General features: G+C 73.1%; 17 protein-coding genes. 11 read left to right on the top strand and 6 right to left on the bottom strand.

Going from position 1 to position 15,979, the window contains the following annotated elements:
• Positions 1-252: 252 nt before the first annotated feature.
• A complete protein-coding gene (locus ACIGO8_RS03845; protein ID WP_399723392.1) occupies positions 253-972 on the bottom strand; it encodes a SigE family RNA polymerase sigma factor in 720 nt (239 codons plus the stop codon).
• A gap of 169 nt (positions 973-1,141) precedes the next feature.
• Here ACIGO8_RS03845 and afsQ1 point away from each other — a divergent pair, with 169 nt between their 5' ends.
• The 5 genes from afsQ1 to ACIGO8_RS03870 all read left to right on the top strand — a co-directional run bounded on the left by afsQ1 (position 1,142) and on the right by ACIGO8_RS03870 (position 4,962).
• A complete protein-coding gene (gene afsQ1 / locus ACIGO8_RS03850; RefSeq protein ID WP_399723394.1) occupies positions 1,142-1,819 on the top strand; it encodes a two-component system response regulator AfsQ1 in 678 nt (225 codons plus the stop codon).
• Positions 1,816-3,357 (top strand): ATP-binding protein, encoded by a 1,542-nt coding sequence (locus ACIGO8_RS03855; RefSeq protein WP_399723396.1) that lies wholly within the window; start codon positions 1,816-1,818, stop codon positions 3,355-3,357. Before afsQ1 ends, ACIGO8_RS03855 begins: the two co-directional genes overlap by 4 nt.
• On the top strand, positions 3,354-3,962 hold the full coding sequence (locus tag ACIGO8_RS03860) for a hypothetical protein (RefSeq protein WP_399723398.1): 609 nt from the start codon (positions 3,354-3,356) through the stop codon (positions 3,960-3,962). The genes ACIGO8_RS03855 and ACIGO8_RS03860 overlap by 4 nt, the downstream gene beginning before the upstream one ends.
• Before the next feature lie 197 nt (positions 3,963-4,159).
• A complete protein-coding gene (locus ACIGO8_RS03865; protein ID WP_399723400.1) occupies positions 4,160-4,681 on the top strand; it encodes a VanZ family protein in 522 nt (173 codons plus the stop codon).
• Positions 4,682-4,758: 77 nt separating this feature from the next.
• Positions 4,759-4,962 (top strand): PspC domain-containing protein, encoded by a 204-nt coding sequence (locus ACIGO8_RS03870; RefSeq protein WP_399723401.1) that lies wholly within the window; start codon positions 4,759-4,761, stop codon positions 4,960-4,962.
• A 146-nt stretch (positions 4,963-5,108) separates the two neighbouring features.
• Here the strand turns inward: ACIGO8_RS03870 and ACIGO8_RS03875 are convergent, their stop codons facing one another.
• The gene (locus ACIGO8_RS03875; protein ID WP_399723403.1) at positions 5,109-5,519 is read right to left on the bottom strand and encodes a hypothetical protein; all 411 of its coding nucleotides are present in this window, start codon (positions 5,517-5,519) and stop codon (positions 5,109-5,111) included.
• A 181-nt stretch (positions 5,520-5,700) separates the two neighbouring features.
• Positions 5,701-6,855 (bottom strand): adenosine deaminase, encoded by a 1,155-nt coding sequence (locus tag ACIGO8_RS03880; RefSeq protein ID WP_399723405.1) that lies wholly within the window; start codon positions 6,853-6,855, stop codon positions 5,701-5,703.
• Positions 6,856-6,960: 105 nt separating this feature from the next.
• Between ACIGO8_RS03880 and ACIGO8_RS03885 the strand changes: the two genes are divergently transcribed.
• Complete coding sequence (locus ACIGO8_RS03885; RefSeq protein ID WP_399723407.1) at positions 6,961-7,734, top strand: GNAT family N-acetyltransferase; 774 nt, start codon at positions 6,961-6,963, stop codon at positions 7,732-7,734.
• An 88-nt stretch (positions 7,735-7,822) separates the two neighbouring features.
• Positions 7,823-8,596: an alpha/beta hydrolase gene (locus ACIGO8_RS03890; protein ID WP_399723408.1), complete on the top strand. Its 774-nt coding sequence runs from the start codon at positions 7,823-7,825 to the stop codon at positions 8,594-8,596.
• Between the two features lie 120 nt (positions 8,597-8,716).
• Here ACIGO8_RS03890 and ACIGO8_RS03895 read toward each other — a convergent pair whose 3' ends face one another.
• Positions 8,717-9,682, bottom strand: a complete 966-nt coding sequence (locus tag ACIGO8_RS03895) for a LysR family transcriptional regulator (protein ID WP_399723410.1) — start codon at positions 9,680-9,682, stop codon at positions 8,717-8,719.
• A gap of 62 nt (positions 9,683-9,744) precedes the next feature.
• Here ACIGO8_RS03895 and ACIGO8_RS03900 point away from each other — a divergent pair, with 62 nt between their 5' ends.
• From ACIGO8_RS03900 to ACIGO8_RS03910, 3 genes are all read left to right on the top strand, one after another.
• On the top strand, positions 9,745-11,019 hold the full coding sequence (locus ACIGO8_RS03900) for an MFS transporter (RefSeq protein ID WP_399723412.1): 1,275 nt from the start codon (positions 9,745-9,747) through the stop codon (positions 11,017-11,019).
• Between the two features lie 276 nt (positions 11,020-11,295).
• Positions 11,296-11,991, top strand: coding sequence for a L,D-transpeptidase (locus ACIGO8_RS03905; RefSeq protein WP_399723414.1), 696 nt, complete (start codon positions 11,296-11,298; stop codon positions 11,989-11,991).
• Positions 11,992-12,082: 91 nt separating this feature from the next.
• Positions 12,083-13,045, top strand: coding sequence for a sigma-70 family RNA polymerase sigma factor (locus ACIGO8_RS03910; RefSeq protein ID WP_399723416.1), 963 nt, complete (start codon positions 12,083-12,085; stop codon positions 13,043-13,045).
• A 5-nt stretch (positions 13,046-13,050) separates the two neighbouring features.
• Here the strand turns inward: ACIGO8_RS03910 and ACIGO8_RS03915 are convergent, their stop codons facing one another.
• Entirely contained in the window at positions 13,051-13,353 is a 303-nt protein-coding gene (locus ACIGO8_RS03915) for an STAS domain-containing protein (RefSeq protein WP_399723418.1), read from the bottom strand.
• A 126-nt stretch (positions 13,354-13,479) separates the two neighbouring features.
• Between ACIGO8_RS03915 and ACIGO8_RS03920 the strand changes: the two genes are divergently transcribed.
• Entirely contained in the window at positions 13,480-14,622 is a 1,143-nt protein-coding gene (locus ACIGO8_RS03920) for a hypothetical protein (protein ID WP_399723420.1), read from the top strand.
• A gap of 55 nt (positions 14,623-14,677) precedes the next feature.
• Here ACIGO8_RS03920 and ACIGO8_RS03925 read toward each other — a convergent pair whose 3' ends face one another.
• Positions 14,678-15,955: a thymidine phosphorylase gene (locus ACIGO8_RS03925; RefSeq protein ID WP_399723422.1), complete on the bottom strand. Its 1,278-nt coding sequence runs from the start codon at positions 15,953-15,955 to the stop codon at positions 14,678-14,680.
• Positions 15,956-15,979: the final 24 nt, after the last annotated feature.

Here is a 15,979-nt window from a genome sequence, read left to right on the forward strand (position 1 = left end):
ACGGTGGCTCCCGGCAGGCGAAGTGCCGGGAGCCGCCACCTCCACGCTACCGCCGCCCGCGGCCCCGCGGCGGGCGAACCGCGGCGGTCGGCCCGCCGCACCCGCGTGAGGCGCCGGACGTACGCCGAGGGCCGGGCAGGATCCCCCGATCCTGTCCGGCCCTCGCCGCTTGCCCCGTACCCCCGTACGGTCCCCCGTGTTTCCCCGTTCCCCCGTGATTCCCCCGTGTTTCCCCGTTTCCCCCGTACGCCCTCAGGCCACCAGCTCGCCGAAGGACTCCTCCTCGTCACGGCCGAAGCTCAGCACCTCGTCCTCGCGCAGTCGCCGCAGCGAGCGCCAGATGCTCGACTTCACCGTGCCGACACTGATGTCCAGGATCTCCGCGATCTCCGGATCGGTCCGGCCCTCGTAGTAACGCAGCACCAGCATCGTGCGCTGGAGCTCGGGCAGGCGGGCCAGGGCCTGCCACAGCACGGCGCGCAGCTCGGTGCCGCGCATCGCGTCCGTCTCGCCGACCGTCTCCGGCAGCTCCTCGGTCGGGTACTCGTTGAGCTTGCGCCGGCGCCAGGCGCTGATGTGCAGGTTCGTCATCGTGCGGCGCAGGTAGCCGCCGACCGCGGCCTTGTCGCTGATCCGGTCCCAGGCGCGGTACGTGGAGAACAGCGCGCTCTGGAGCAGGTCCTCGGCCTCGAAGCGGTCACCGGTCAGGTGGTAGGCGGTGGCGTACAGGGAGGCCCGGCGCTCCTGGACGTAGGCCGTGAACTCGGCCTCCGTGCAGGAACGCTCCCCCGTGACCTCCCCGTACGCCGCTCCCCCGTCAGCCACGGCGACCATGTACGGCGCCTTGCGCTGACGCCCGACGCTGCGAACGCACCCCCGCCCGTTCACCGCGCCGGACTTCTCGGTGCTCCGCGTGACGTCGTGGAGACGCGTGACAACTGCGCTTGAGGTGGTGCTGTGCAGTGCGTTCATCTCGCGCCCCCCGTCGGTTGGAGTCCGTAGGTCCTTGATGTCGAAAAGCCTGCCCGGCCGACTTCATGGCGGTGTCCGCCGACTGTCACAGCCGTGTCACAGGCGGGCCGGGCACGGAGGCGTCACCGGACGGTCGAACTCGGACGGCCGCATGGGACAGAATGAGCCCGTGCCTTTCCTGTTGCTGATCGAGGACGACGACGCCATCCGCACGGCCCTCGAACTCTCCCTGTCCCGCCAGGGCCACCGTGTGGCCACCGCGGCGACGGGCGAGGACGGCCTGAAGATGCTCAAGGAGCAGCGGCCCGACCTGGTCGTGCTCGACGTCATGCTGCCCGGCATCGACGGCTTCGAGGTGTGCCGCCGGATCCGGCGCACGGACCAGTTGCCGATCATCCTGCTCACGGCCCGCAGCGACGACATCGACGTGGTCGTGGGCCTGGAGTCCGGCGCCGACGACTACGTGGTCAAGCCCGTGCAGGGCCGGGTGCTCGACGCCCGGATCCGCGCGGTGCTGCGGCGCGGCGAGCGGGAGGCCACCGACTCGGCCACCTTCGGCTCGCTGGTGATCGACCGCTCGGCGATGACCGTCACCAAGAACGGCGAGGACCTCCAGCTCACCCCGACCGAGCTGCGGCTGCTCCTGGAGCTGAGCCGGCGGCCCGGACAGGCCCTGTCGCGGCAGCAGTTGCTGCGCCTGGTGTGGGAGCACGACTACCTCGGCGACTCGCGGCTCGTGGACGCCTGTGTGCAGCGGCTGCGCGCCAAGGTCGAGGACGTGCCGTCCTCGCCGACCCTGATCCGTACCGTACGCGGCGTCGGCTACCGACTGGACGTCCCTGCGTGAGCAAAGGGATCGTCTCGGTGCTCAGGTTCACCAGCCTGCGCCTGCGGCTCGTCGTCGTCTTCGCCCTGGTCGCGCTCACCGCGGCCGTGTCCGCCTCCGGCATCGCGTACTGGCTGAACCGCGAGGCCGTGCTCAAGCGCACCCAGGACAGCGCCCTCAACGACTTCCGGCAGGAGATGCAGAACCGGGCGGCCACGCTGCCGCTGCGGCCCACCGAGGAGGAGCTGCGGCGCACCGCCGAGCAGATGGCGAGCGGCAGCGCCGGCTACAGCGTGCTGCTGATCGGTGAGCGCGACGCGGGCAAGCCGATCGTGGGCGCCTCCGACCCGGACGTGTTCACGCTCGCGGACGTGCCGCGCCCGCTGCAGACCGCGGTGGAGACCCGGCGCCCGGTGTCGGAGGCCAACGCCTACCCGTACCACCTGTTCTGGCAGCGCACCCAGCGCGACTCGACGCCGTACCTGGTCGGCGGCACGAAGATCGACGGCGGCGGGCCGACCGGCTACCTGTTCAAGTCGCTCGCCGCGGAGAAGGCCGACCTGAACTCGCTGGCCTGGTCGCTCGGCATCGCCACCGGTCTCGCCGTGATCGGCTCGGTGCTGCTGGCGCAGGTCGCGGCGACGACCGTGCTGCGCCCGGTGCACCGGCTCGGCGAGGCGGCCCGGCAGCTCGGCGAGGGCAAGCTGGACACCCGGCTGCGGGTCTCCGGCGCGGACGAACTGGCCGATCTGTCCCGTACGTTCAACAGCGCGGCGGAGTCGCTGCAGAAGAAGGTCGCGGACATGAGCGCCCGGGAGGAGGCCAGCCGCCGCTTCGTCGCCGACATGTCGCACGAGCTGCGCACGCCGCTGACCGCGCTGACCGCCGTGACCGAGGTCCTGGAGGACGAGCAGGACGCGCTCGACCCGATGATCGCGCCGGCGGTCGCGCTCGTGGTCAGCGAGACCCGGCGCCTCAACGACCTGGTGGAGAACCTGATGGAGGTGACCCGTTTCGACGCGGGCACCGCCCGCCTCGTCCTGGACGACGTGGACATCGCCGACCAGATCACCGCCTGCATCGACGCCCGGGCCTGGCTGGACGCGGTCGACCTCGACGCCGAGCGCGGGATCGTGGCCCGGCTCGACCCGCGCCGCCTGGACGTGATCCTGGCCAATCTGATCGGCAACGCGCTCAAGCACGGCGGTTCGCCGGTGCGGGTCTCGGTGCGCACGGAGGTCACGGACGAGGGCGAGGACCTGGTGATCGCGGTGCGCGACCACGGGCCCGGCATCCCCGAGGAGGTCCTGCCGCACGTCTTCGACCGCTTCTACAAGGCGAGCGCGTCCCGGCCGCGGTCGGACGGCAGCGGCCTTGGTCTGTCGATCGCCATGGAGAACGCGCTGATCCACGGCGGCTCCATCACCGCCGCCAACTCCGCGGACGAGGACGGCCGGGTGGACGGCGCGGTGTTCGTGCTGCGGCTGCCCCGGGACGCCTCGGGCATCGCGCGGGAGCTGCAGACCCGCAGCAGTCAGGGCGAGGTGGAGGAGAGTTGAGACGTCGCCGTACAAGGGGGCTGCTCGCCCTGGGCGCCGCCGTCCTGCTCGCGGGCTGCGGCATTCGTACGACCTCGGTGCCCGTCGACGCGGGCGCGGCGCCCTCCCGGGTGCCGTGCGACGTGGCGGACGGCACCGCCGGGCAGGCCGGGCAGGGGCTGCGGCTGCGCGTGTACCTGCTGTGCGGGGCCCAGCTGGAGCCGGTGGAGCGCAGGTCGCCGCTGCCGGAGGAGAAGGCGGCGGGCGATCCGGTGCGCACGGCGTCGGCGCTGCTCGCCCAGCTGGAGAGCGAGCCGTCGGCGGACGAGCGGGAGGCCGGGTTCTCCACGGCGGTGAAGGGACCGCTGGTGGTGAGCGCGGCCAGGAAGGGCGATCCGGCGGGCACGCTGCGGCTGAGCCGCCAGCCGGAGGACCTGCCGGCGACGGCGCTGGCGCAGATCGTGTGCACCTTCGCGGAGAGCACGCCGGGCACTTCCGCGGCCGACCGCTCCTCCGTGGTGCTCGGCGGGCCCGGCCGGTACGAGCCGCGACGCTACAGCTGTACGCGGGAGCTGAAGGAACGCCCGGAGTCGGCGGTGCCGTCGGCCCCGGCGACGGCTTCCTGAGCACCGGGCTCGTACGGAGGGCAGGGGCTCGTAGGCGGCTCGGCCGGGGCTCGTACGGGCCCGGCCAGGGGCTCTCGCGGGGCGCGTCCTCACCTCGTACGGCGTGCGGCGGAACCGATTCCGCCGGGGGGCGCGTCTTGGGGTGCGTGCAACCTCAAGGTTCGGGCGGTTCGGGCAGTTCCGGCGACGGTGTCGCCGTGGTCGTACGCGTGGCGGGTTTCCTTCTTCTCCTCGCCCATCTGCTGCTCGTCGCCTGGCTGACGCTCCGGCCACGGGACGTGGCCTGGGTGACCGCGCCGAACCTGACGCCGCTGGCCGGGATCAGATCCGATCTCGTGCTCGGCCCGGCCGAGGCCGCCCGCCGCATCGCCGACGGACTCCTTCTCCTCGCCCCGCTCGGCGTGCTGCTCCCGATGGCCGACGGCCGGCTCACCGTCTCGCCCTGGGCATCCCTGACCCGTACGGCGGCGGCGGGCGCGCTGGTCTCGCTGGCGGTGGAGCTGCTGCAGACGGCGGTGCCGGGGCAGGTCGTGGACGTGGACTCGGTGCTCCTGAACACGACGGGCGTGGTGCTCGCGCACCTGCTGCTGGTGCCGGCCGCGCGGGCGCGGCTGCGCCGCCGGTCGGGGACGGCCCGTGGCTCCTCCTCAAGGAGGAGCCGGAGGGCGGCTTCTCAGGGACCGACCCCGACGATTCCCAGGGTCGGGATCGCCCCGTAGACCGACGTTTTGTCCGCGCTGAGTGGACAGGATGGAGGCATCGGAAATCCCGAGCACCGGAAATGAAGGAGCCCACCATGGCCGCACTCGTACGCCCCCGTGACGGACGCATGATCGGCGGAGTGTGCGCGGCGCTGGCCCGGCGCTTCGGCATCTCCTCGACCGCGATGCGGGTGATCTTCCTGGCGTCGTGTCTGCTGCCCGGTCCGCAGTTCCTGCTGTACCTGGCGCTGTGGATCCTGCTGCCCGGCGAGGAGAAGTCGGCGCGTACGGCCTGGTAGCCGACCGACAGCCGCACGTTCACGCGCGCTTGCACGCACACGCGTACATACGCACACACGGCGAAGGGGCGCCCGTCCGGTTCCGGACGGGCGCCCCTTCGCCGTACGCGAGGTGCCTCGGGATGCGAGGACGCGAGGACTGGAGCCTAGAGCGGCAGGCCCAGGCCGTTGACCGGCAGACCGCCGAGGAGGCCGCCGGCCGCGCCGAGCGGGGTGGCGGCGAGGCCGCTCCGGGCGCCGTCGAGCGGCAGGTCCTGGGCCTGCTTCTGCAGCTCGCCCGGCAGGTTCTGGGCCTGCTCGACCGCGCCCGGCAGGGTCTTGACGCCCTGGTCGACACCGGTGCCGACGGCGGTCTCGCCGCCCGCGAGGGCCTCGGCGGCGCCGGACGGGAGCTCGGTGACGTCCTCGCCGAGCGGCACGGTGTTGGTCACCAGGCCGAGCACGTCGGGACCGGCCGGCAGCGAGGCCGGGGCGGCGGAGGCCGTTCCGGCGGCGACGGCGGCGAAAGCGGCACCGAGCGCGGCGACACCGAGCGTCTTGGCGGCAGACTGCTTCATCAGAAAATCTTCCTCGGGGAATCTCGGGTGCGTGGAGCAGGGCGAATGCTGGAAACGCGGGGAAAGCTGGAATGCGGGGGTGGCTACGCAAACTAACCAGCGGAAGTCCCGGCCGCAAACACCGAAATGCGGCCGGGCGTGGTGCGCCCGGCCGCTCCGATCATCGTCCCGAGGGCCGCGATCAGCCCGCCGTACGGGAAGAGTCGCTGGTGGTGGCGGTCTGCTGGAACAGCCACTCGGACTTCAGTTCGGCATATCCGGGCTTGATGACGTCATTGATCATCGCCAGTCGTTCATCGAAAGGAATGAACGCTGATTTCATCGCATTGACCGTGAACCACTGCATGTCCTCGAGCGTGTAACCGAACGCCTCGACAAGCAATTCGAATTCCCGGCTCATGCTGGTGCCGCTCATCAGCCGGTTGTCGGTGTTGACCGTGGCCCGGAAGTGCAGCTTGCGGAGCAGCCCGATGGGGTGCTCCTGGTACGAGGCGGCGGCGCCGGTCTGGAGGTTGGAGGTCGGGCACATCTCCAGCGGGATGCGCTTGTCCCGGACGTACGCGGCGAGCCGGCCGAGGCTGACCGAGCCGTCGTCGGCGACCTCGATGTCGTCGATGATCCGCACGCCGTGGCCGAGGCGGTCGGCGCCGCACCACTGGAGGGCCTGCCAGATCGACGGCAGGCCGAAGGCCTCGCCGGCGTGGATGGTGAAGTGGTTGTTCTCCCGCTTCAGGTACTCGAAGGCGTCGAGGTGGCGGGTGGGCGGGAAGCCGGCCTCGGCGCCCGCGATGTCGAAGCCGACGACACCGGAGTCGCGGTAGCGGTTGGCGAGTTCGGCGATCTCCAGGGCGCGGGCGGCGTGCCGCATCGCGGTGAGCAGGGCGCCGACGCGGATCCGGTGGCCGGCCGCCCTGGCCCGGCGCTCGCCCTCGCGGAAGCCCTCGTTGACGGCCTCGACGACCTCTTCGAGGGTGAGCCCGCCCTCCAGGTGCTGCTCGGGCGCGTACCGCACCTCGGCGTAGACGACGCCGTCCTCGGCGAGGTCGACGGCGCACTCGGCGGCGACCCGGACGAGGGCCTCGCGGGTCTGCATGACGGCGCAGGTGTGCGCGAAGGTCTCCAGATAGCGCTCCAGGGAGCCGGAGTCGGCGGCCTCGCGGAACCAGATGCCGAGCTTGTCCGGCTCGGTCTCCGGGAGGTTCGCGTAACCCTGGGCACGGGCGAGTTCGATGATCGTGCCGGGGCGCAGTCCGCCGTCGAGGTGGTCGTGCAGGAGGACCTTCGGGGCGCGGCGGATCTGGTCCGCGGTCGGGGTGCTGGGGATCTGGCTCGTCATTGCGGCACTCTAGCCCCTACGCGCGTAGAGCGCGCCCCTTCGACGCCGGTTCCGCCCCCGGATTTTCCGGTGCGGGCGGAGCGTGGTGGGGCCTAACCTGCCGGTATGACCATCGGCACCGGCGAGACCGAACTCCGCCGCATCCACGGCTTCCTGTCCGACTTCACCCGCCGTCAGGCGGAGCGGACGGCCGACTTCCCCGGCGGCTTCGCCGCGCTCGACGACACGTACGCGCTGTCCCGCGGCAACAACCACGTCCTGGTGGACGGCGAACCCGACCCCGAGGCGCTGCCCGCGCTGGTCGACGAGGCCATGGCCCATCTGCCGCACCGCACCGTCCACATACCCGACGCCACGGTCGCCAAGGCCTGCGCCGAGCCCCTGGCCCGGGCCGGCTACACCTGCCGGACGCTGGTCGTCATGCGCCACGACGGCCCCGTGCCGGAGCTCGGCGGCGCACGCGAGGTCGGCCTGCCGGACCTGCGCGAACCGCTGACCGAGAGCCTGCGGCGACTGGTGCCGGACATCCGCGACGACGTGCTGCGCGTCCTGGTCGAGCGCCGGGAGACCCGCCGCCGCGGCGCCGACGACGTCCGCTTCCTCGCCTCCCACGACGAGTTCGGCCAGGTCGCCTCCTGGGCCGACCTCTACATCGACCCGGCCACCGGCATCGCCCAGATCGAGGACCTGGTCACCGCCGAGGCCCACCTCGGCCAGGGCCACGCGGGCGTCGTCCTCGACACCGCCCTGCGCACCGCCGCCGAAGCCGGGTGCACCACCGTCTTCCTGATCGCCCTCGCCGACGACTGGCCCCGCCACTGGTACGCCCGCCGCGGCTTCGTCCCGGTCGGCGAGATCCACACCTTCGAACAGGCGTGAGCCACAAGAACGTTCACTCAGGGGCCGTTGCGTAACAGAGATCGCGCGTACGGCTGGCGTACACCTCGGATTCTGAGACTGTTCCGTCATGGCGCACAACGCACTCGTGGGAACGGCCGGCTCCCGGACACCCCGGCTCGGGCGGCCCGTAGCGGCGACGCATCCGGTCACCGAGGCGGGCGGAGTGGTCCTGCTGCTGCCGGACGGGGAGGACACGTCCGGGCGCGGGGCCTCGGCGCGGGCGCACCTGGCGGTGCTGGGGCTCGGGCGGCGGCTGGTGCGGGCCGGGCGGGCGGACGGCCTGGTGGCGCATGTGGTGCGCTATCGCAGCCGCGGCTGGAACGGGGCGGACGCGCGGCTCGCGGCGGACGCCTCGTGGGCGGTGTCGGAGGCGGTACGGCGCTACGGCGACGTGCCGGTCTGCCTGGTGGGGCGCGGGATGGGCGCGCGGGCGGCGCTGCGGGCGGGCGGCCACACGGCGGTCACGGCGGTGCTCGCGGTGGCTCCGTGGCTGCCGGAGGACGACCGGGCTGCCGAGCCGGAGCCGGTGCGGCAGCTGGTGGGGCGCCGGGTGCTGATCGTGCACGGGACGAACGACGGCCGGACCGATCCGGAGCTGTCGTACCGGTTCGCCGAGCGGGCGAAGAAGTCCAACCGGGACACCTGCCGCTTCGAGGTGCACGCGGACGGGCACGCGCTGCGTCAGTACCGGGACGAAGTCCAGGCGCTGGCGGCCGACTTCGTGCTGTCGGCGCTGTTCGCGCACCCGCGCAGCCGGCCGCTGGCGGACGCGATGGCCGCGCCGCCGCCGCTGGGGCTGCGGATGCCGCTGGCGGCGGGCTTCGGCCGGTCGTTCCGGTAGCGGGTCCGGCGGGCCTCGCGGCGGTCGCTCCGGTAGCCGGACCGCCGGTCGTTGCGGTAGCCGGCCCGCCGGTCGTTCCGACGGGCCGGCTGCCGGTCGTTCCGGCGGGCCTTCTGCCGGTCATTCCGACGGGCCTTCCGGCAGCAGGCTGCCGCGCTTGCTGAGCAGGAACTTCTTGAAGGCGGCCACCGGCGGTGTGTCCGGGTGGCCGTCGAGCCAGGCCACGCCGATCTCGCGGACCGCGCGCGGTGAGGTCACGCCGAGTTCGACCACGCCCGGGCGGGCGACGGCCGGCGGCGGCAGGAGCGCCACGCCGAGGCCGGCGGCGACCAGGCCGCGCAGCGTCTCGGCCTCCTCGCCCTCGAAGGCGACGCGCGGCGTGAAGCCGGCCTGCGCGCACAGGTCGTCGGTGATGCGGCGCAGCCCGTAACCCGGTTCGAGGGTCACGAAGGTCTCGTCGGCGGCCTCCGCGAGGCGAATGCGCTTGCGGGAGGCGAGCCGGTGGTCGTCGGGGACGACGAGGCGCAGCCGCTGTTCGTCGAGGCGGCGGGCCACCAGGTCGGGCGCGTCCGGTACGGGCGAGGTGAGGCACAGGTCGAGGTCGCCGGCCCGGAGCCGTTCGATCATCGCCTCGCCGTAGTTCTGCACCAGGGTGAAGCGGACCTTGGGATGGTCGACGCGGAAGGCGCGGATGAGGCCGGGCACGGTCTCGGAGCCCATGGTGTGCAGGAAGCCGAAGGCGACCCGGCCGGCGGTGGGGTCGGCGTCGGCCCGTACGGAGTCGGCGGCCCGCTCGACCTCGGCGAGGGCGCGCTCGGCGGAGGCGAGGAAGCGGCGGCCGGCCGGTGTGAGGGAGACCGTGCGGCCGCGGCGGGCGAACAGGGCGACGCCGAGGTCCTCTTCGAGCCGGACGACGGCCCGGGAGAGGGTCGACTGGGGCACGCCCATCTCGGCCGCGGCTCTGGTCACGTGCTCGTGGCGGGCGACCGCGGCGAAGTACGCGAGCCGCGGCGCGAGCAGCGGTCCCATGTCTTCTTCGTTACTGTTCGGTGACAGCCGACGCTGTGACCTGTACTCATGCACCATGGGAACGATTACAGCAGTTCCGTGCATTGGACGCATGAAGCGCGTCGGCCTACGTTCGAGGCATGCCTTCCGCCAGTACCAAGGCGGCCGCCACCAGCACGGCCGCCGACTCCAGCCCCGCTGACTCCCGCCTCGCACCCGGCGCTCCCGGCTACCGCCGGATGAGCCTCGCGCTCTTCGCCGCCGGACTGGCCACCTTCGCCCTCCTCTACTCCACCCAGGCGCTCCTGCCCGCCGTCTCGGCCGAGTTCGGTGCCACCGCGTCGGCGGCCTCCTGGACGGTGTCCGCCGCGACCGGCGCGCTCGCCCTGTGCGTCCTCCCGCTCAGCGCCCTGTCCGAGCGCTTCGGGCGCCGCTTGATGATGACGGTCTCGCTCACGGTCGCCGTCGTCGTCGGCCTCCTCGTCCCGTTCGCCCCGAACCTGGAGTGGCTGGTCGCGCTGCGCGCGGTGCAGGGCGCGGCGCTCGCCGGTGTGCCGGCCTCGGCGATGGCGTTCCTGGCCGAGGAGGTGCGGCCGAAGGCACTGATCGCCGCGATCGGCCTCTTCGTGGCGGGCAACTCCGTCGGCGGGATGAGCGGCCGCCTTGTCACCGGCTGGGTCGCCCAGCTGTGGGGCTGGCGGGCGGGTCTGGCGGCCGTCGGCCTGACCGCGGCGGTGTGCGCGCTGGCCTTCCGGGCGCTGCTGCCGAAGGCCCGGCACTTCACGCCGTCGACGCCCGCCCCGAAGGCTCTCCTCCGGGCGGTCCGCGGCCACCTCGCGGATCCGCTGCTGCTGCGCCTGTACGCGATCGGCGCGCTGTTCATGACGGTGTTCGGCGCCGTCTACACGGTGATCGGCTACCGCCTGGTCGAGGCGCCGTTCTCGCTGCCGCAGGGCGTGGTCGGCTCGGTCTTCCTGGTCTATCTCGTCGGTACGGTCTCCTCGGCGGCGGCCGGCAAGCTGGTCGGCCGGCTGGGCCGGCGCGGGGCGCTCTACCTCGCGGTGTCGACCACCGCGGCCGGTCTGCTGCTCTCACTCGCCGACGCGCTGCCCGCCGTCCTCGCGGGCCTGGTCCTGGTCACCGCCGGCTTCTTCGCCGGGCACGCGGTGGCGTCGTCCTCGGTGAGCCGTACGGCGAAGACGGGCCGGGCGCAGGCCTCGGCGCTCTACCAGTCCGCGTACTACCTGGGCAGCAGCGCGGGCGGCACGCTCGGCGCGGTGGCCTTCCACGCGGGCGACTGGGCGGGCACGGTCGTGATCGGTCTGGTGGCGGTGCTGGGCGTCGTGTCGGTCACGCTGTACGGGACGCACAGCGCCCGCGTCGAGGCGCGGCGCCACCGGCTCGCGGCGGCCTGACGCCGGCCGCCCGCGGGGCCTCGCGAGGACGTCGTACGGACGCCGTACCGACCGCCGCGCGGGGCCCTTACGGGCTGCCGCACCGGCCCCGTACGGGCTGCCGCACGGGCCTCGCACCGGGCTGCCGCACCGGCCCCGTACGGGCTGCCGGCCCGGCCCCGTACGGACGACCGCGCGGCGGCGTCGTTTCGTGACGATTCCGTCATCTGGCGCCGCGCAACCGTCCGGCTCCCTCGTCCGTCGTAACGGTCAGGACTCGAGGGGGAGTTGACGATCATGAACGCGATTCGGAGAAAGGCCGCCATCGGCCTCGCCGTCACGTCACTGGTGGTGCCGACGACGGTGGCGCTCGGCGCCGCCCCGGCGCAGGCGGCGTCCTGCAACGTGACGACCGGCCCGTACCAGAAGCAGGTGGAGAAGTTCCTCGGCCGGCCGGTCGACGGGCGCCAGTCGCTCGCCGACTGCAAGGCCATCCAGGCCTTCCAGGCCAAGCACGGCATCACGCCGACGGCCGGCTACGCCGGCGTCATCACGTGGCGCACGATGTCGACGATGCTGGCGCAGAAGGCGGCGGGGGCCAACCCCAACAAGGACCGCAAGTGTCCGACGAACAAGGGCCGGATCGCCTGTGTCGACCTGACCCGGCAGCTGAGCTGGATCCAGGACGGCGCCACGCTGAAGTACGGCCCGGTGCCGGTGCGCACGGGCCGGGACGGCGCGGAGACCCGTACCGGCGCGAAGAAGATCTACTGGCGCAACATCAACCACTGGTCGACGCTGTACCACGTGTCGATGCCGTACGCGCAGTTCTTCGACGGCGGGCAGGCCTTCCACTCCGTCACCAAGTCGATGTGGAACCCGCCGGGTTCGGCCGGCTGCGTCAACATGACGCAGAAGGACGCCAAGGCGTACTGGAGCATGCTGCGCAACGGCGACGACGTGTTCGTGTACGGGCGCAAGCCGGGCACCTGACCGGAACCGGCCCCGGTTGTCAGTGGGCTGCGATAGCTTCCCTTTCATCGGCGTCGAACGGGCGCCGGTGAGGGGCGAGCGGGGTGGACCGATGGCTGCGCAGATGACCGAGGACCTGGAGAAGTACCGCACGGAGCTGACCGGTTACTGCTATCGGATGCTGGGCTCCGCCTTCGAGGCGGAGGACGCGGTGCAGGACACCATGGTGCGGGCCTGGCGCTCGCTCGACTCCTTCGAGGGCCGCTCGTCACTGCGGTCCTGGCTGTACCGGATCGCGACCAACGTGTGCCTCGACTCGCTCAACGCGGGCAACCGTCGGGCCAGGCCGATGGACCTGACGGATCCGACGCCCGTCGCGCAGGCCCGGCTCAACGAGCGTCCGGAGATCACCTGGCTGGAGCCGGTGCCGGACGGGCGGGTGCTGCCGTCGGTGGCCGACCCGGCGGAGACGGCGGTCTCGCGGGAGACGGTCCGGCTGGCGTTCGTGGCGGCGTTGCAGCACCTGCCGCCGAAGCAGCGGGCGGTGCTGATCCTGCGCGAGGTGCTGGCCTGGAAGGCCAGTGAGGTCTCCGAGCTGCTCGGCACGTCCGTCGCCTCGGTCAACAGCGCGCTGCAGCGGGCCCGGGCCACCCTCGCCGAGCAGGCGCCGGCCTCCTCCGATCCGGCGGACCCGCTGGACGAGGAGCAGAAGGCGCTGCTCGACCGCTATGTGGCGGCCTTCGAGGGATACGACATGCAGGCGCTGACCGCCCTCCTGCACGAGGACGCGACGATGTCCATGCCGCCGTACGACCTGTGGCTGCGCGGCCACGACGACATCGTGGGCTGGATGCTGGGCGTCGGCGAGGTGTGCCGGGGCTCGAAGCTGGTGCCGACCGTGGCGAACGGCCAGCCGGCCTTCGCGCACTACCACCCGGACCCGGAGGGCGGGTACGCGCCGTGGGCGCTGATCGTGCTGCAGCTGCACGACGGCAAGGTCGGCGGGATGGACTTCTTCCTGGACACCAAGCGGTGGTTCCCGCTGTTCGACCTTCCGGAGCGGCTGGAGGCGTAGGCCCGTCACAGCAGGTCGCCGAGCCCGACGAGATCGAGGATCCCGCGCAGTTCGGGCCCGGCGCCCCGGAACACCAGCCGGTGCCCGCGCCGCCGGGCCGCCAGCCGCAGCCGGGCGAGGGCGTCGACGGCGGCGAGATCGGCCCGGGCGAGCCCGCCGACCTCACACACGACGAGCCCTGGCTCGGCGGCCTCCAGCAGGGCACAGAGACGGCCCACGTCGTCCGGAGCGGGCCGCCCGGTGAGCCGTAGTTCGAGAGTGCGCGAGGTGTCCACACCAGACAGACCGCCGCCGCACCCGGAACTCATCGGCCGGCATCCCCGACGGCCGCCCGGGAGACGGCCGTCGCCGACCGGAGGCCGTCGCAGCGGTCGTCGCAGCCGTCGTCGGAGCCGTCTCCTGAGGCCCTCCGGCGACCGTCTAGGCTCCGGATCATGAGCCTTGACGACATACCGCTGCCGCCCGGCGCAGCCCGCGAAGGCGGGCCGACGACGAACTGGTCGGCGCTCTTCCACGCGTACGGGACGGCCACGGACACCGCCGAGGTGCTGGCCGGCCCGCTGGAGGCGGCCGGCGACCACCTGTGGTCGGCGATCCTGCACCAGGGCTCGGTCTGGCCGGCGACGCCGCCCGTCCTGTCGAGCGTGGCGGGCCGCCTCGCGGAGGCACCGCTGCTGGGCCTGCGATTCGTCCGCGACGTGGCGAGCAGCGTACGGTTCGGGGACGGGGCCGAGGAGCTGCGGGCCGAGGTGGCGGCGGCGCCGACACGGGAGTGGACGGCCGCGTACGTCGCCGCCGACGAGGACGAGCAGGTCGACCTGTGGTCCGACGACGACGGCACCGGCGACCTGGTCCTCGCGGCGGCCGCGCTCGACTGCTGGGACCTGCTGCCGGAGCTGGTGGACCCGGTGGCGGCGTTCCTGGACGACCCGGACGAGCGGGTCCGCACCTGCGCCTGGGCGACGGTCACGCGGCTCCTGGACCACCCGGCCGCCGCGGCGGCCCACGGGCCGCACCTGCTGCCCCGTCTGACCCGGGCCGCCGGCGCGGCCGGGTCCGTGGAGGAGCGGGCGGCGCTCGTCATGGACCTGGGCGATCTCGGCGGCGACCCGGCTGCCTTCCTCGCGGACCCGAGCCCGCTGGTGCGGTGCGCGGCGGCGACGACCCGGCCGCTCGCCGACGACCCGGCCGCCCACGCGGAGCTGCTCGCCGCGGCCCGTACGCCGACCGCCTTCGACGCGCTGTCGGACCTGCCCCGCTTCGGCGGCGGTCCCGCGCGCTGGACCCTGGTCGCGGTGCTGTGCGACCGGGTGCGTGACCTCTCCCGCCTTCACGAGCCCGCGCTCGCCGCCCTGCCGCACGCCTTCCGCCTGGCTCCCTGCCCGGACCTCGGCCCTTATCTGAAGGCCCACTTCCCCACCGGCCTGCCGGAGCACCCGACTCCCGAACAGGCTTCCCTCGCGCGGGAGCTGGCCGCCCGCGACGACCTGTGGTCGCCGGTCAACGGCAACCGGCGGATCACCCTCGCCCAGCTGGGCCTGCCGGTCGACCGGGAGACATGGTGGGCCGTCGGCTGAGCGGGGCCGGTGGTGGGTCGCCGGCCCCGGGGTCAGGCGTCGCGGTTCTCGGGCGTCACGCGATGCGGTCGAGCACGATCGGGTTCGGGGTGAACGAGGTGCCCGCGGGGGCGATGTCCCAGGCGGCGTGCAGGGACTTCAGGGCGTAGTCGAACTTCTCCGGGGTGTCCGTGTGGAGGGTCAGCAGGGGCTGGCCCTCGGTCACCGTGTCACCCGGCTTGGCATGGAGTTCGACGCCCGCGCCGGCCTGGACCGGGTCCTCCTTGCGGGCGCGGCCGGCGCCGAGGCGCCAGGCGGCGATGCCGATGTCGTAGGCGTCGAGGCGGGTCAGGACGCCGGAAGCCGGGGCGGTGACGACGTGCTGCTCGCGGGCGACCGGGAGGGTGGCGTCCGGGTCGCCGCCCTGGGCGGCGATCATGCGGCGCCACACGTCCATCGCGGAGCCGTCCGCGAGGGCCTTCGCCGGGTCCGCGTCCTTGATGCCGGCCGCGTCGAGCATCTCGCGGGCCAGCGCGACGGTCAGCTCGACGACGTCCGCCGGGCCGCCGCCCGCGAGGACCTCGACGGACTCGCGGACCTCGAGCGCGTTGCCGGCGGTGAGGCCGAGCGGCGTCGACATGTCGGTGAGCAGGGCGACCGTCTTGACGCCGCTGTCGGTGCCGAGGGCGACCATCGTGGAGGCCAGCTCGCGGGCGTCCTCGATGTTCTTCATGAAGGCGCCGGTGCCGACCTTGACGTCGAGGACCAGCGAGCCGGTGCCCTCGGCGATCTTCTTCGACATGATGGACGAGGCGATCAGCGGGATCGCCTCGACGGTGCCGGTGACGTCGCGCAGCGCGTAGAGCTTCTTGTCGGCCGGGGCGAGGCCGTCGCCCGCCGCGCAGATGACCGCGCCGGTGGTGTCGAGGACGTGCAGCATCTCCTCGTTGGACAGCAGCGCCCGCCAGCCGGGAACGGACTCCAGCTTGTCGAGCGTGCCGCCGGTGTGGCCGAGGCCGCGGCCCGACAGCTGCGGGACGGCCGCGCCGCAGGCGGCGACCAGCGGGGCCAGCGGCAGGGTGATCTTGTCGCCGACGCCGCCGGTGGAGTGCTTGTCGGCGGTCGGGCGGGACAGCGAGGAGAAGTCCATGCGCTCGCCGGAGGCGATCATGGCCGCGGTCCAGCGGGCGATCTCGTCGCGGTTCATGCCGTTCAGCAGGATCGCCATGGCCAGGGCGGACATCTGCTCGTCGGCGACCTCCCCGCGGGTGTAGGCGTCGATGACCCAGTCGATCTGCTCCGGGCTCAGCTCGCCCTTGTCCCGCTTCGTGCGGATGACGGAGATGACGTCCATGTGGTGGTGCCTCTTTCTACGCGC

Source organism: Streptomyces sp. NPDC053493 (genome assembly GCF_044544825.1).
In the GTDB taxonomy this organism is placed as follows: Bacteria; Actinomycetota; Actinomycetes; order Streptomycetales; family Streptomycetaceae; genus Streptomyces.